20 protein-coding genes are annotated in these 13,736 nt (G+C 34.3%); 13 read left to right on the top strand and 7 right to left on the bottom strand.

Translation table 11 applies throughout. The features are described from left to right. The first annotated feature begins 28 nt into the window (after window positions 1–28). A complete protein-coding gene (locus ACW9W3_RS05795) occupies window positions 29–412 on the top strand; it encodes a hypothetical protein (RefSeq protein WP_457765210.1) in 384 nt (127 codons plus the stop codon). A 110-nt stretch (window positions 413–522) separates the two neighbouring features. Here ACW9W3_RS05795 and ACW9W3_RS05790 read toward each other — a convergent pair whose 3' ends face one another. From ACW9W3_RS05790 to ACW9W3_RS05765, 6 genes are read right to left on the bottom strand one after another with little or no spacing between them, the layout of a single operon-like run. Further along, the gene (locus ACW9W3_RS05790) at window positions 523–987 is read right to left on the bottom strand and encodes a hypothetical protein (RefSeq protein WP_457765209.1); all 465 of its coding nucleotides are present in this window, start codon (window positions 985–987) and stop codon (window positions 523–525) included. A 6-nt stretch (window positions 988–993) separates the two neighbouring features. After that, window positions 994–1,701, bottom strand: coding sequence for a cupredoxin domain-containing protein (locus tag ACW9W3_RS05785; RefSeq protein WP_457765208.1), 708 nt, complete (start codon window positions 1,699–1,701; stop codon window positions 994–996). Further along, window positions 1,698–2,228 (bottom strand): hypothetical protein, encoded by a 531-nt coding sequence (locus ACW9W3_RS05780; protein WP_457765207.1) that lies wholly within the window; start codon window positions 2,226–2,228, stop codon window positions 1,698–1,700. Before ACW9W3_RS05780 ends, ACW9W3_RS05785 begins: the two co-directional genes overlap by 4 nt. Then, complete coding sequence (locus ACW9W3_RS05775; RefSeq protein WP_457765206.1) at window positions 2,225–2,458, bottom strand: hypothetical protein; 234 nt, start codon at window positions 2,456–2,458, stop codon at window positions 2,225–2,227. The genes ACW9W3_RS05780 and ACW9W3_RS05775 overlap by 4 nt, the downstream gene beginning before the upstream one ends. Next, complete coding sequence (locus ACW9W3_RS05770; RefSeq protein ID WP_457765205.1) at window positions 2,455–2,949, bottom strand: hypothetical protein; 495 nt, start codon at window positions 2,947–2,949, stop codon at window positions 2,455–2,457. Before ACW9W3_RS05770 ends, ACW9W3_RS05775 begins: the two co-directional genes overlap by 4 nt. A gap of 3 nt (window positions 2,950–2,952) precedes the next feature. Then, the gene (locus ACW9W3_RS05765) at window positions 2,953–3,651 is read right to left on the bottom strand and encodes a hypothetical protein (RefSeq protein WP_457765204.1); all 699 of its coding nucleotides are present in this window, start codon (window positions 3,649–3,651) and stop codon (window positions 2,953–2,955) included. Window positions 3,652–3,815: 164 nt separating this feature from the next. Between ACW9W3_RS05765 and ACW9W3_RS05760 the strand changes: the two genes are divergently transcribed. The 10 genes from ACW9W3_RS05760 to ACW9W3_RS05715 all read left to right on the top strand — a co-directional run bounded on the left by ACW9W3_RS05760 (window position 3,816) and on the right by ACW9W3_RS05715 (window position 12,047). Next, a complete protein-coding gene (locus ACW9W3_RS05760) occupies window positions 3,816–4,508 on the top strand; it encodes a hypothetical protein (protein ID WP_457765203.1) in 693 nt (230 codons plus the stop codon). A gap of 10 nt (window positions 4,509–4,518) precedes the next feature. Beyond that, the gene (locus ACW9W3_RS05755; RefSeq protein WP_457765202.1) at window positions 4,519–5,451 is read left to right on the top strand and encodes a hypothetical protein; all 933 of its coding nucleotides are present in this window, start codon (window positions 4,519–4,521) and stop codon (window positions 5,449–5,451) included. A 3-nt stretch (window positions 5,452–5,454) separates the two neighbouring features. Then, window positions 5,455–6,102 carry a hypothetical protein gene (locus ACW9W3_RS05750; protein WP_457765201.1) on the top strand — a complete coding sequence of 216 codons (648 nt, stop codon included), beginning with the start codon at window positions 5,455–5,457 and terminating at the stop codon, window positions 6,100–6,102. Window position 6,103: 1 nt separating this feature from the next. Beyond that, window positions 6,104–6,550 carry a hypothetical protein gene (locus ACW9W3_RS05745; protein ID WP_457765200.1) on the top strand — a complete coding sequence of 149 codons (447 nt, stop codon included), beginning with the start codon at window positions 6,104–6,106 and terminating at the stop codon, window positions 6,548–6,550. 173 nt (window positions 6,551–6,723) lie between these two features. Then, entirely contained in the window at window positions 6,724–7,905 is a 1,182-nt protein-coding gene (locus ACW9W3_RS05740) for a hypothetical protein (RefSeq protein WP_457765199.1), read from the top strand. Window positions 7,906–7,923: 18 nt separating this feature from the next. Beyond that, window positions 7,924–8,211: a hypothetical protein gene (locus ACW9W3_RS05735; RefSeq protein ID WP_457765198.1), complete on the top strand. Its 288-nt coding sequence runs from the start codon at window positions 7,924–7,926 to the stop codon at window positions 8,209–8,211. Further along, entirely contained in the window at window positions 8,208–8,993 is a 786-nt protein-coding gene (locus ACW9W3_RS05730) for a hypothetical protein (protein WP_457765197.1), read from the top strand. Before ACW9W3_RS05735 ends, ACW9W3_RS05730 begins: the two co-directional genes overlap by 4 nt. A 55-nt stretch (window positions 8,994–9,048) precedes the next feature. Next, a complete protein-coding gene (locus ACW9W3_RS05725) occupies window positions 9,049–10,560 on the top strand; it encodes a hypothetical protein (protein ID WP_457765196.1) in 1,512 nt (503 codons plus the stop codon). A 10-nt stretch (window positions 10,561–10,570) separates the two neighbouring features. Continuing rightward, window positions 10,571–11,512 (top strand): cupredoxin domain-containing protein, encoded by a 942-nt coding sequence (locus tag ACW9W3_RS05720; RefSeq protein ID WP_457765195.1) that lies wholly within the window; start codon window positions 10,571–10,573, stop codon window positions 11,510–11,512. Continuing rightward, a complete protein-coding gene (locus ACW9W3_RS05715; protein WP_457765194.1) occupies window positions 11,502–12,047 on the top strand; it encodes a hypothetical protein in 546 nt (181 codons plus the stop codon). The genes ACW9W3_RS05720 and ACW9W3_RS05715 overlap by 11 nt, the downstream gene beginning before the upstream one ends. Before the next feature lie 332 nt (window positions 12,048–12,379). On the opposite strand, the gene ACW9W3_RS05710 is transcribed toward ACW9W3_RS05715, so the two are convergent. Continuing rightward, window positions 12,380–12,562 carry a hypothetical protein gene (locus tag ACW9W3_RS05710; protein ID WP_457765193.1) on the bottom strand — a complete coding sequence of 61 codons (183 nt, stop codon included), beginning with the start codon at window positions 12,560–12,562 and terminating at the stop codon, window positions 12,380–12,382. Window positions 12,563–12,940: 378 nt separating this feature from the next. Here ACW9W3_RS05710 and ACW9W3_RS05705 point away from each other — a divergent pair, with 378 nt between their 5' ends. Together ACW9W3_RS05705 and ACW9W3_RS05700 are read left to right on the top strand one after the other, a co-directional pair. Next, on the top strand, window positions 12,941–13,135 hold the full coding sequence (locus tag ACW9W3_RS05705) for a hypothetical protein (RefSeq protein WP_457765192.1): 195 nt from the start codon (window positions 12,941–12,943) through the stop codon (window positions 13,133–13,135). After that, a complete protein-coding gene (locus ACW9W3_RS05700) occupies window positions 13,132–13,410 on the top strand; it encodes a hypothetical protein (protein ID WP_457765191.1) in 279 nt (92 codons plus the stop codon). Before ACW9W3_RS05705 ends, ACW9W3_RS05700 begins: the two co-directional genes overlap by 4 nt. Window positions 13,411–13,736 lie beyond the last annotated feature (326 nt).

Below are 13,736 nucleotides of genomic sequence, written 5' to 3'. Positions count from 1 at the left end.
TAATTGTTGTATTTGTTTTTGCTAATACATGTCAATGCAGAATGACACAATACATGTTGAATCAAGAGTGGTATGCCTGCACATGACTGGATTCAATGAAATGAATGCCAATATGAAAAAGTTTTCCGAAGATCCGCACAGAATTCAAATGATTTCAAATGACATTATACTGCGACTCAGTAAAACAAATAACAATGTACTCTATGTTGGAAGCAAAAATGCATTAAACTTATACAAAAATCATCTAAAAAAGCAAATCAATTCATCCAGAATCAAAATTATCTGCTCTGATAAACTAGAGAGTCATAGTCACATTGCATATGTGGATAGGAAAATGAATGTGAAAAACCAAAACCATTCCAAAATTATAGACTATTTTGGGGTGCCAAACCAACATTGCAAATCCCACTAAAGGAACTCAAATTATATTCAAAAAAACCTGATTTCTAACTGACAATATTTTATTAAAAATAACGGCATTAAACTATTACTTCAATACCTTTGAGAATCTAGTTTTCATCTTCAAACAAACGTAAATCCAATGATCTCAATTCTAGTGTTGTTGTTAACGTCAATTCTTAGCACATCGTTGACCAAATTAGGTTCAATCTCCTCGCCATCGACAAGAATGAATAACCCGTGTAATTTTATCTCAAACCTTTTTTCTAAAATAGGCAATGGATCACACATTATGATGTAACCATACGAAGATACCACAGGTTTCAGTATCAAAGAATGAACAGATTCGTCTACTGCAAATTCCCCAATGTGAACAGTAGAAAAAATTGAAAATTCTGTCTTGATAGAATAATGTGGTTTTCCATCTTGGGGTGTAGAAATTACACTTCGTCTATCTACAAAATTGACATCATCTGGAATGTCGCATTGTTTTGATAAACCATTTTCTTGTATAGTTGTTGGCAAAATAGAAAAATATGCCACTAAAACAACAACTGAGATAATTATAGGGATGAGATATGTTTTCATTTTCATTTATCCCGTCAAAGCCATAATCGGCCCACTAAACTCTATTGTAATTTTTACATCAAACGGAATCATTTCGGTGTATCTTTTCATGAGAAACGAATGTGCGTCAGGGTTTTCTTCCAAGTATTTTTTATCAATATCAATTCCCAGAGAATTTTCTGCATTCCCTATACCCAGTCCAATTATTGGATAGTTGTCACGATCTTGCTCTACAATGGCTCTTGCGATCTCCAGTTTTGTGTGATATGGAAGCAAATCTGTATCATCAGAAACAAGTGCCAGTCTTCCATGACCTCTGTCATTTGAATTATTTACAAAATACTCGTAAAATCCAGTCTGGTTGAATGTGATTTGTTTTTGCATTTTTGGTTCTATTGAGTCAATTAGCCACTCGTTCTCTTTTTCATAAACCGTGGCAGGAAAACCAGATTCATTAATCCAAGTTACGGTGCTGTTTTTTTCTAAGAAAATGACCGATGTGGATGGAAGTGGAGTTGTTCTTATCTGATTTGGAGAATGTATGGAAGAAATCAAAATGGTGTTCGGTTCCAGATGACTAATATCGGGAAAGCATTCATTTCCGCGTTGAACAAAATTTTGTCCACATAAAAGAGGTTTTAGTTCTCCTGATTCCAATGTAAAGAAACCATATGCAATAACAGAACCAGTAACGATAGTAAGTATACTAATCATCAGTAAGAGTCTAGTTTTCATTTTCTTTTTCTCCAGATCATAATACTAACAGTAATCAACCCTATTACTAGTGCAAACACCACGATAATGATTACAGGTAAATCAGTTGAGGATTGTCTAGGATATGTGCTGCTAAAGGAATCTATTGGTTCAGATGTCTTAAAAGTTGGTTCAAGTTTTACAAAAAAACTATCCTGTGAAAGGCTGCTTTGAATTTCATTTCTAGACAAATAATATTGGTAAACATTATGATTTTCTAGTTTCTCAACCCATTCTTCTGTAACTCCTTGTTCTAAGGCTTGACTCAATTCAATTTTTTTTGTTTCCATCCATGCTGAACCTTTATGTTCATAGTATGGAGCCCACGCTTTATTAAATTCCAGATGACTTGCAGGACCTTGATCAAAACATGGCGCATCAGGCCAATCATTATTTACTAGACACATAGCATATGCACGATTATAATCTAATTCAGGTACAGCGTATACAGTTCCAGCTAATCCCAAACCAATAACAAATACAACAAGTATTGATGGCCTAGTCTTCATTTTCTTTTTCTCCTGATTACAAAAATCAATCCCACGATTATACTACCAATAATTACAATTGGAAATACCACAAACAACAATAATGGATTGAGTGGAAGTGCATTTTCTGGTCCTGTATCATTGCATGCCTCCCACCATTCCAAAGTATCTGCAGCACATAAAGCTGAAACATTTGTAATATTCAACGGAATTAATGCAAGTGAAATAATTATTAAAAGTCTAGTTTTCAAGGATTAGCGCCTTCTCCGCACCATTCAGGATCGTACTCCCCCCTGCATACTTGAACTTTTAATGGATGATTTTTCCATTCACATGTAGAAGTGTTAATGGAATGAGTTTCATTAGAATATACGAGAGGTTCTCTACCATTCTTACTCTCTATCCAAGAACTACAAGCATGTAAGACTAATCTAAGAGATGTTTCTTCAAATTTTTTTGTGTGATTGTTACTCCAATCTATTTTATCAAAATTATATTTCCATACACAGTTATGATTATCAAGATGATGTGTTTGATTACGATACTCTCGATTCAAACCTCTATCTTCCCAAGGTTTTTCACAAAGTTGTAAGATGACTCGAAGTTCATCGGGAGCATTAGGATCATCCCTTAGAGGTGGATATTTGGATTGAGATCCAATATCGTCAATTATAATTAGTAAGGATAATGAAATAGTGACTATTGTAATGATTCCAATAATTATCAAAAGCCTAGTCTTCATTTTCTATCCAAATATCCATGAAAACAAATCATCCAAGTAAACAAAGATGCCAAAGAACGGTGCATCATCTCCTATTGTTTTCATCCTTTCTGTTTTTATCACTTGACATATCCCTTCAATTTTTTCAGTACCTGCACCGCATACTATCTCTTCGGATTCATCATAAAATGTCACTCTGTGCTGCATACAATCTTCTATTGTTTGATTAATACAAGGAGGATATGCTTTATTCAGATTATCGTTGTAAATGCAAAGGCCTGTTTGATAAAACGTATTTTCAGGACAAAGTTCTTCTGTAATTACACCTGATGTCCTATCCCGAACTATGTAATCATAACCGGGAACATGTTGTAATTCCTGAATGTAAAACAAAACTCTTTGATCAATTTCATATAATTTAGAAACAGTAGATCTTCCCATATCTTCATTAGAATAATGCCCCAGAATAGTGATGGTGGAGTTTTCAATAGGGTTTTTTAGATATTTTTCAACATCTAATGTATACAATGCAAATCCGGCACGATTTGTATCAGGTTCAGATACAATTTCAACTGCGGTTATGTTTCCAATTAATATCCATTTGGAATATTCAAAACTTCCTTGATAATCAATTTGTGGTTCTGCAAAAGAATCTGAAAATGTCATAATTCCAATCATAGAAACTATGAAAATTAATGGAATTACTGCCCAGACTTGTCTCATAATGGTATGATTTGTGCGAACTTCATAAAGTGTTCTGATGATAGTGAATCCTAACAGGTTGCAAATATTTTATAAAAAATATTCAGATACAAAATATCAGATGCACTTTTCAATGACAGGATGAGATTTCATTCTGTATGAAATATCTTGTGATTTTTCTTATATTGGTTGGGTTTGTTGGATCTGCAACTGCAATTCATGATCCGAACCAAACTCTTGAACATTCAATAATTCTTCCCAATAGCATGAGAGACGTATCATTTGATGAATTTATGGAATGGTGTGTGCCTCATTTTGGTGACAAGTGTGTTGAACTGGAAAAAAACCGAGTACCGATTATTAAGTCTCCGCTAAAACAACATGCAATAGGAATCCCTTATGATGAAATACAATGCAAAGACAGATTTGAACTAGTTGCAAAAATGCCAAGTGCTGATCCTAAATGTGTCAAACCAGAATCTGTACAAGAACTTGTAATACGTGGATGGGCATCTACAAACAAATCACTTGAACTCACAAATACTACAACACACGTGATTGAGGGAAATGAGAATCCATTTGAACTTCAATACTCATTACATGGCGCAACTCTAGAAAGTATTGTACATGATGTTGATGCCAACTCTGTTCATATTAAATTAGACGAGTCTGCAGGGGGCAATATGGTAATTTTACTTCCACATGGATTAGTTGATGCTCAGATTGGACAAAGTGATGCTGATGATTCCTTTTTTCTTTTAATTGATGGGGAAGAGAACTTGTACGGGGAGAAATATGCTGAAACTGGAAGAATTATCACAATATGGTTTCCAAATGGAGCACATGACATCGAAATTATTATACCAAGTTGGATGTAATGACTAGAAAATGAATACTAGAGTTTTACTATTTCTTGCACTTGTTTCTGTATTGATTACTCCCTTACTTGCAGAGGGTCTTGTGATTCCAAGTTCTACCGAGGAACTGCTTGAAGGAGACAATTTGATTGTTCTTGGGACAATATCTGATGTTAAAGTATTTGATGACAAGCCTCCAGAGTTTCACATAGACATAGAACAGGTAATACAGCCAGTGTCGTTTGACAGTAAAACAGTAATTGCGTTTGGTTGCGATCCAAACAAATCATTTGGTGGTGTTCCATGTCCGTCATATGAACAAGGACAAAGAGGGCTGTTTTTGATTTTTCAATCCGATGATCAATATCGCTTGTCTTTTGAATCTCGCGTATCTGATGCATTATGTTCAGCACAAGAATTTCTTTCATCTTACAGGGGATTCAAACCTCATTTCTTTTGGACACAAAATGGACAATCGGATGTATTTTTTACTGGAATGCCTGTAGACATACATTTTGTTGTAACAAATTCTGCCATGACAGAGCAGGACTATTCTGTAGGATTGAGTGCACACACTAACGACTTTGCATTCTCTGATGTTGTAAATGGAACAATTCCTCAATGTATTGGGTTTGAAACAGTCACTGCATCATTTGTGCCAACTAAGATGGGAACATATGGTTTTAATTCAAAACATGAGGGAGGAGAGGATGGTTCTTTTGGCACTGCAATAATTGATTATGGTTCCTCTCCAAGACAACAGACTGATGCCCAAATACATGCACAGGATGTATGGTGCAAGGAAAACTTGTTTCTGATTCTGAAAAATGACGAAACCAAACCTCGATATGACAATCATCCTGCATGTGCTACAAAAGACACGGTTACAAAATTGATTCAAAGAGACTGGGGTTTTATTCCGCCACAAAGCAAGTACAACGAATTTCTTGAGGAGGATAATTAGAAAATGAATGATAATGTTAAGAATACGATATTTGCCGTTACTGCAATCGCAATTGTTTTGCCAAGTATTTTTCTCATCCACAACTACGTTTTCTACACATCCCATTTTGAAAAAATAGAGTATGAGAAAATCATTGAGTACTGTGATGATGTTTGCAGTGAGGAATTTGAATCAAAAGAATATGACTGCGAACTAAACAGTACAGCAGGTCATGTTTGTGTCCGCACCATTGATATTGAAACAATAAAGCAACAAAAGGAAGTCTGGGACAACCTTGTTCCACCATATTATGGATACATGGAGGCAGTTTACGAGAATGGATACAACAAAATTGGGTTTTTGCAAGAAATACGGGTAATTGATGATAATACCATTGAGGCTGTATTTGCAACATCAGAAAAAACACCTCTTATGAAAGCAAACATTTCTCCTAATTTGGAATACCACACTACAAAAATTCTCACTATAGGCGATACTTTTATTCCAAGATGCTATGATGAGAATATTTTTGTGTACAAGCTTCATGACATTCAGATTGTAGATGATGTGGCTCTTGCAGTGTTCCTCTATAGAATCGGCACAAGTGATATCACACAATGCGTATTTCCTGAATTCCTAGAACAAAGTTTTGGAGCACAATTTGACATCTAAAATGAAAACTAGACTTTTGGTAATTATTGGAATGTTTATTTCCCCTATTGCTTTTTCTACTGGGTTTTCACAATGTGTATACAATGATGATTGGCCTCCTGCACCATGTTTTGACATGGGGAAGGTTAGCAAACTGGAATACAAGTGGGCATGGGCCCCATACTATGTTGAGAAAGGTGATGAACTGATGCAAAGCAAACATACTGAAATGCATAATGCGTTAAAGAACGGTACAATTAGAGAATGGACAGATTCCTCATTACAAAACTGGAATGTCTACAATTACTATCGTTCTGTTGGAGATATTGAAAGCCAGTTTCCTTACGATGTTGAATTGTTAGAATCTTCTCCTAGCTATATTCTTGAAAGAATTATTCTTGTAATTTTGTCAATCGCAGTGGTGGTTCTTTCAATAACCTGCATAGTTTTTTGGAGAAAAAGAAAATGAAAATTAGATTTTTTCACGCCTAACTGGGACTTTTTTAGAGACAACTTGCTCTACTAGTCCGGTCGATGTTAAACTGGAACTTTTCTCAAGACACAATGATGTCCGGGACTATGAGGATTCGATACAAAACATCAGAAGCACTTTTCAATGACTGATAATTTGTTTCATACTGTATGAAGTATTTTGTGATTTTTCTTGTATTGATTGGATTATCTGGAACTGTATTTGCTCAATATACGGGAGGTGTTGAATTTTACCATCTTCCTTTGACTGTGGATTCAAAACAGTACTCTGTTTTAGCTCAATCAAACACTAATTATTTTACTGACGTGGCATATGACCGTGAAGCACACTCTTTGATTTTTTCAACATCTGTATCTGAGGATTTTATTGACACTTATACCATAACTCTGAATGAGCAAACATTTTCAGAGTTACTTGCAACAGATTACGCAAAAACTCCTGATTCTGTGTTGATACTGATAAATGGAATCGAACAACCATACCGAATATTCAAAGACAATGGTATTATCTCATGGAGATTTTATGTGCCAATAACATCTGATGAAGTAGAATTAATTTCTTCTACTCCAAGATTTGACACTGGTGTATACAAGTTTGATAAAATTCCTAATGGATCTCCTAAAATTTATCCACCATTGAAACAAAATCATGTCGGAATAGTTACTGAAAACATACAATGTAAAGATGATTTTATTCTGCTTCAAAAGTATGATTACTCTCCTGCTTGTGTAACTGAATCAACAAAACAAAAACTAACTGAGAGAGGATGGACAACAAAAAATAGCTCAATATCAAAAACTAGTACCAACTGCATGACCATAAAACAAAGCAAAGAAACTGCACCATTTTTCAAAATTCCAACATACTTGCCTGAAGGATATTCTTACGTATGTTCACAGTCAGGCACACCAACTGAATCTTACATTGTGTATCATAATCAAGAAATTCTAAATTGGAATATCCCTGAGTTGGTAAGTAGTGGTGCTATTTTCATTTATCAGATAGATGAAAGAAGTATGCTTGATGACAAAAAATATCAAACAATTGGAACCCCAGAACAACGCATTCAAGAAACATATGATGATGTAATAAAGAACAATCCCTCACTTAATCCCCAATTGATCACTATTAATGGAATGATGGCTTATGCAGTTGATTCTTGTTCTGATTGCGGAATGCAAATTGCGAATTTTACTGATGGAACATTTATTCAAAAATCAACTTCTACTGAAACAAAAATCAAGTTTATTGATGAAAATGGAATTAATTACATGCTTGAAACAACTCTGCCATTGGATGAATTAATTTTGGTGGCTGAATCACTTCGATGATGATTCAGGAAAAAGAAAATGAAAACTAGATTTTTAATTACTGGAATTGGTCTGCTTGTGTTTGGACTGGCTAACTTGTTTTCATATTTGCCAATATCACTTGGAATAGCATTGGAAAACAGACCGTTTCCTTTTGAACATATTCAGAAGGTAATTCCATCTGAAGGACATGGGACCACTGTCCAGACAGGCTATTTGCCAATAGAGAATGCAGTTAATGACCCATACTGGCTTTTTTGGTCACTTGCACTGTATGCCGGAATTGTAATACTTTGCTTTTATGGAATCAATGAGGTTAGAAAATGAAAACTAGGCTTTTGATAATCATTGGAATGGCTGTATTTGCAGGAGTTGGAATTGCATATGGCATTAATCAGTATGATTACTATCAGGATCAAAAACAATATGAAGAATGGAGAGATATTCGAGAGTCCATACTGTCTGAAATAAGAGAAAGTAAAAACCGTAATCAAACAGTACAAACTACAGACGTTGGTTCGATGTCTGATGAAGAGCAGTGTGCATGGACTTTTGATAATTCCATGAATGAGTTTGTAAGGGAGCAAGAAAAGTACAACGATTCACATGACGCTGTATCAAAACCAATATCCGAAGACCAAATAGTATCAACTTCAATACAGTTTGCTAAATGGCGCAGTATGGGATGTGCTTTTTCAATTTCAGAGTGGGCATATTTATCAACCTATGAGGAATGGGCTTGGGAAAATATTGCACCAACGTACAAAATCAGAGGGTTGCATTCTCGTATGTTAATAGATGAGCCAATATTTGTAACTGTAGAAAAAATTGGATATCATATGTGTGATTCATGGAATGCAAAAATAATTGATTTGGCAAATAATTCTACAGTATGGGACAAGCAATCTCATTCATTGTGTGTAGTTGCAGACAATCATACACAAAAAAGCTTTCAGTATACAATATCTAATGAAATCAACCCCATAGTGATTTCTATTCTTGGCAACTATACCTTTCAGATAGATATTGGTCCTGTGTATTTGGAAAAGGACTTTACTGTAATTGAGGAATTTGAAGACATAGTAGTTTATGATGAGTGGGACAGATAATGAGATACAAAACATCAGAAGCACTTTTCAATGACAGAATGAGATTTCATATGGTATGAAGTATTTTGTAGTTTTTCTGATTTTGATTGGATTTACAGGTTTGAGCTATTTTGGATATGCTCAAACATCTTATGCTCTAACGTTAGGAATGACTTCTGAACAAATACTAGAGACTCAAGAAATCGTAATCCTTGGGCATATTGAATCAGTTGATTTGAAATCAGATGGAACACAGTATGTAGTGAATGTTTTAGAATACATCAAAGCACCAGAGGAATTTGAGAAAAAAGAAATTATCAATGCCACAGGATGTCCAGAAGGGCAGAGGGGTGGATGTCACATTTTTCAAAAAGGGGAGAATGTTTTGTTTGTATTAAATGAAAAAAACAATGATTTACAAGTCTCCGAAGTCTCGTTTGTAGCACCAAATCCAAACTGTGAAGTAGATGATTTTTTTGCACTACATGATGCAAAGTACGGTTTGGAAACTTCTCAAAATAACGAGACAAAGAAATTCTTTACCGGAAAACCAATTGATATTACATTTTATGCTTACAATATGCAACTAGATAACAGTCCATACAAGATAACTGTTGAATTTTTCAGAGCCTTTAACAATACTGTGTTTAGCCAAACCTTTGAAGGCAAGTTCGAGGAGTGTGTGCCAAATGTCAAGCTGGAAACATCATTTACACCTAAGGAGATGGGAAAATACGGAAAGCGATACACTGCATCTTATGGTGGCGGTGAAATGGTATGGGGATTTCCCATAATTGAAGAAGATGCAACACCTCTAAAACAATTCAAGGCTGGAACTTATGTAAATGAGATACAGTGCAAAGAAAAACTGGGTTTGATTCAAAAGTATGATGGTTCTCCTGCGTGTGTTACAGAATCAACAAAACAGAAATTAGTTGAGAGAGGATGGACTGAAAATGAATCCAATCTATTTGATCTTACTGGTCGTGTAATGAATCAAGACACCTGTAATAATTTTGTAATATCACAATGGCAGCCTACTGTAGAAGGAAGAGAAATGGTTAAACAATTTTTAGAAATTTGCATTCAAAATGGATTCACAACCCCTGAACTAGTTGAAAGGGGAAAGATTGCAGATAATTTTACTTATGGTCCAATTCAAACAGCTAAAAATTCTGCTGAAGGAGATATAGAAAAAACAATCAAAATTTTAGAAGAGATGTATGTAGAAAAAACAATTGAAAATTTAGAAAATACTCATGAAGAAGATCACATCAAGTCTGTTGTTCATGTAAATGTAGACAAAGAGGAATACCATACAGATAATATCGTAATAATCTCCGGATATGTGGAGGGCATAGTACCTAATACAGAACTAAACATTACAATACGTAATCCTTTGATGGATATAGTATTTGTTTCACAAGTAACGCTGTCTGAAGATGGTGCATTTACAGAATCTTTGTCCATTGGTGGCCCCTTATGGGAACAAAATGGGATATATTCTATTTCTGCTCAATATGGTGAGGCAACAGACCACGCAGACTTTCTGTATCTGTCTGATTTGGAATTTGAGGATTTATTGTAGGAGTTAGAAAATGAAAACTAGATACAAAATAACTCTAATCGTAGGAATAATCACAGTTTCTATTTCTGGAATAATTATTTTTGGTTCTATACCACTAATGGTTGCATCAAATGCTTATTCTGGACTTGTGATTTCTTCCACTCCTGATTTTGTATTTGAAGAAGACTTTGCAAATATACCCGAGGTGAAGTTCTTTGTTGAAAAATATCCAAATTACACTACAAACCATTCAGCAGATTTTCTTGGCTGGAAAATAATCAACTATGATGCAGATATCGGTCAGAATGTTATTCATTTGTCAGTCAAAAAAAGTGTCCTGCATCAAGGTATCAAAGTTAGTGCAGGTTGTTCTGTTGGATCATATAATTACGCATTAAATATTTTAGATGATGATGTAATGGATTCTTTAAAAAATGACGTATGTTTAGAAAAACCACTAAAAATACACGTTTGTAGAGGTGGATGTGAATATGTAACGATTCTACAAGGTGCAGTTGTTGAAGGAAATGAAAGCCTAGATCCCAAAGTAATCACTGTCGTATTAGGAAAAAACAACACTGTAACATGGGTTAATGAGGATGATACAGCTCATACTTTTGTCAGTGACGAGGGCGGTGATGAAAGTTGGTCAACTGGAATGATGAAACCTGGAGACTCATCATCTGTGACATTTAACGATACGGGAATTTTTAGTTATCATGGAACTCCTGGTCCTTGGATTACGGGTACTGTGGTTGTTGTACCTGATAACTATGATGAATCTCCCTTGCCTTCTTCTAAGGATTATGATTTTGAAAATATACGTATGAGCAATGCTTGCAGTGAAAAACATTCCTTTTGTTTTGGTGTTTTTGAAAACGGAACTCAGATTATGACTCAATGTGATTTTCCTATACATGGTTGCAGTCCTGTTTATTTTGATAGTTATGTAGAGGAAGAAAATGAAAACTAGGCTTTTGATAGTAATCTCTACAATCATTGTATTTTCTATTATCTCATTTGCTGTACCAAATTTATCCAAAGTTTATGGTAGTTGTGAAATGACTCAAGATGGAGAATTGCAGTTTGCCATAGGCTATCAATGGACTAATGGCCTTCTTTACATAGATAATGCTGAATGCACTTGGAAGCTATTTGGTGCAATTCCAATTGCAAGTATAATGTCAGAAAATGAAACTCCTGTTTTAGAAGATAAACAACTAAAAAGTATATTTGCTAATTGTAAATGTCAAGAATCAGGAGGTCCTTGTATTCAACCTCTATTTCGTTGGAGCAATGACACTCATTACAATGATAATAATTTCTGTAAATTTGTCCAACAACCTGATATTTGTACACAAGACATGATGTCCTTTATCAATCATCATTCCAATATGTTTGAAGGTAATGAACCATTGGCATGGACTTTTAGAGGCTCTGATAGTATTGTAGAATCTGATCAGTTTGAAGAATGTAGAAATGAATTGTTAAAAATTAATAAAAAATAAAATTAATGAGCAATACGGCTGGGGGTGAGTTTTGTAACCTTAGTTTGATGTAGCAGCTTGCAAATATTTTATTAAAAATATGGACTCCTACTATCCATTACTTTCTCAAATAATATGGGACGAAAAATGAACATAAAATACATTGGGCCTTAACCTATTCTGTACTTGCGACAATACCTTCCAAGTATTTGTAAAATTAATTAAAAATAAAAAAAGATTCTAGGATTTTCTCTTTCAAATGAGGAATACTGAATGTAATCCTCACTTTGATTTTCCAAATGACACTTTTGGCCAATAACCATATCTTGTCTTTAACAAATTATTTTTCACTATCAAATACACCTCCTTCTAGTTTGATGAGAATATTTCTTTATGGAATCATTAATGATTCCAGAGAATCCATACACATCATCCAATTTTTCTTCTACTCTAGTTTGATGAGAGTATTTGCTATTTGTTCTAACGGGAGTTGTTGAATATTTTTGTCTAGATTTGTAATGAGTAGATGTTTGCATGTTGTGTATGTAAAGCTAAATTATTTGATATTGCCTTTTAGTTTGTGGTGTGCCTTGATATGATTGGTACAGTAAATTGAATAGTTAGATCTTTGTTATTAGCATACCACACATACGAAAAAAATCTCAAATATTATTTTCTCTTACGTAATATAACGAGAAGCCGTTGTTCTGCGTCGTAGAATGATTGGTCTGGAAAACACTTCATGTTAGAAATCGTCCTAGAATTCTATCGTGTTTTCCATGTATCTCGTTGGTTTTTTTAATTAATTATTTCATATTACACTAATTATTACAAAATAATTCTTTCATAATTAGCATTAAGGCATGCCACAAAAAGCAGGTTATTTTCAAATAATGTTTTGCTATTAGAATTTCATGCAAATCACAATTCCGAGTGAATACATGCGAAGACCAAACCAAGTAACTTTAGTTGGAAGTGAGGCCAAAAACCCTCTCCCAACTAGAGAAAAAATGATAGACTATGATTGGATTGGATTGTCTTGTTTGGTATATGATGATACATTGGATATTATGCTTAAACCAATAGGAGGAGGTGAATCGACGAAATGAAAACAATCTTAGCAATTTTAGTAATGACTATCTTGGCAACTGGTGTAATATCTCCTGCATTACAAGATGCATTTGCAGCAAAAGCAGACAATTCTGAAAAACTTTCGCCAAAATCATTTGGTGATAAAACAAAAAAGAAAATGCCAAAAGAATCACCAAAATCCCATAAAATTGGGTTTGATACAGTAAAACCAGAACAAGCAAAATCTTTCAAGAAACTAATTGCTGCCAATAATGCGACACAATCATTCAAAAATATCTACAAAATAGGATAGTTCTTTTTTCTATCCCTTTTTTTGTTGTTGAAATGATCGTAAATATAGTTCATCAAAATACTTCATCATCAATAATCTGTTTCAATATTAATCCTAATGATAGTATTGAGGTTGGAAAACTCTGGACATGAATTTCATGCATAGTTCATTGAAATGTAGATGGTTATTGATTAATCTAATTTGAGGCTATTTTTGGTTCAAGTAACAAACATCCATTATGCTTAATTACTTGATTTCAATCGAATGATCTGTACATGAATCGGGTATGTAGAGAATGCGGTATAGTATTTAGGGATCGTTACAGTGAATATTGTTCTACTGAATGT

This window comes from Candidatus Nitrosopumilus sp. bin_68KS, assembly GCF_054095825.1.
Note: the sequence above shows the minus strand (reverse complement) of the source record. Positions and strands in the feature narration are given on the sequence as shown.

What these genes read in the sequence shown, in the direction of transcription:
- ACW9W3_RS05795 (WP_457765210.1), top strand. Translation starts at nt 29, where the DNA reads ATGTCAATGCAGAATGACACAATACATGTTGAATCAAGAGTGGTATGC.
- ACW9W3_RS05790 (WP_457765209.1), bottom strand. Translation starts at nt 987, where the DNA reads ATGAAAACATATCTCATCCCTATAATTATCTCAGTTGTTGTTTTAGTG.
- ACW9W3_RS05785 (WP_457765208.1), bottom strand. Translation starts at nt 1,701, where the DNA reads ATGAAAACTAGACTCTTACTGATGATTAGTATACTTACTATCGTTACT.
- ACW9W3_RS05780 (WP_457765207.1), bottom strand. Translation starts at nt 2,228, where the DNA reads ATGAAGACTAGGCCATCAATACTTGTTGTATTTGTTATTGGTTTGGGA.
- ACW9W3_RS05770 (WP_457765205.1), bottom strand. Translation starts at nt 2,949, where the DNA reads ATGAAGACTAGGCTTTTGATAATTATTGGAATCATTACAATAGTCACT.
- ACW9W3_RS05765 (WP_457765204.1), bottom strand. Translation starts at nt 3,651, where the DNA reads ATGAGACAAGTCTGGGCAGTAATTCCATTAATTTTCATAGTTTCTATG.
- ACW9W3_RS05755 (WP_457765202.1), top strand. Translation starts at nt 4,519, where the DNA reads ATGAATACTAGAGTTTTACTATTTCTTGCACTTGTTTCTGTATTGATT.
- ACW9W3_RS05750 (WP_457765201.1), top strand. Translation starts at nt 5,455, where the DNA reads ATGAATGATAATGTTAAGAATACGATATTTGCCGTTACTGCAATCGCA.
- ACW9W3_RS05745 (WP_457765200.1), top strand. Translation starts at nt 6,104, where the DNA reads ATGAAAACTAGACTTTTGGTAATTATTGGAATGTTTATTTCCCCTATT.
- ACW9W3_RS05740 (WP_457765199.1), top strand. Translation starts at nt 6,724, where the DNA reads ATGAAGTATTTTGTGATTTTTCTTGTATTGATTGGATTATCTGGAACT.
- ACW9W3_RS05735 (WP_457765198.1), top strand. Translation starts at nt 7,924, where the DNA reads ATGAAAACTAGATTTTTAATTACTGGAATTGGTCTGCTTGTGTTTGGA.
- ACW9W3_RS05730 (WP_457765197.1), top strand. Translation starts at nt 8,208, where the DNA reads ATGAAAACTAGGCTTTTGATAATCATTGGAATGGCTGTATTTGCAGGA.
- ACW9W3_RS05725 (WP_457765196.1), top strand. Translation starts at nt 9,049, where the DNA reads ATGAAGTATTTTGTAGTTTTTCTGATTTTGATTGGATTTACAGGTTTG.
- ACW9W3_RS05720 (WP_457765195.1), top strand. Translation starts at nt 10,571, where the DNA reads ATGAAAACTAGATACAAAATAACTCTAATCGTAGGAATAATCACAGTT.
- ACW9W3_RS05715 (WP_457765194.1), top strand. Translation starts at nt 11,502, where the DNA reads ATGAAAACTAGGCTTTTGATAGTAATCTCTACAATCATTGTATTTTCT.
- ACW9W3_RS05710 (WP_457765193.1), bottom strand. Translation starts at nt 12,562, where the DNA reads ATGCAAACATCTACTCATTACAAATCTAGACAAAAATATTCAACAACT.
- ACW9W3_RS05705 (WP_457765192.1), top strand. Translation starts at nt 12,941, where the DNA reads ATGCAAATCACAATTCCGAGTGAATACATGCGAAGACCAAACCAAGTA.
- ACW9W3_RS05700 (WP_457765191.1), top strand. Translation starts at nt 13,132, where the DNA reads ATGAAAACAATCTTAGCAATTTTAGTAATGACTATCTTGGCAACTGGT.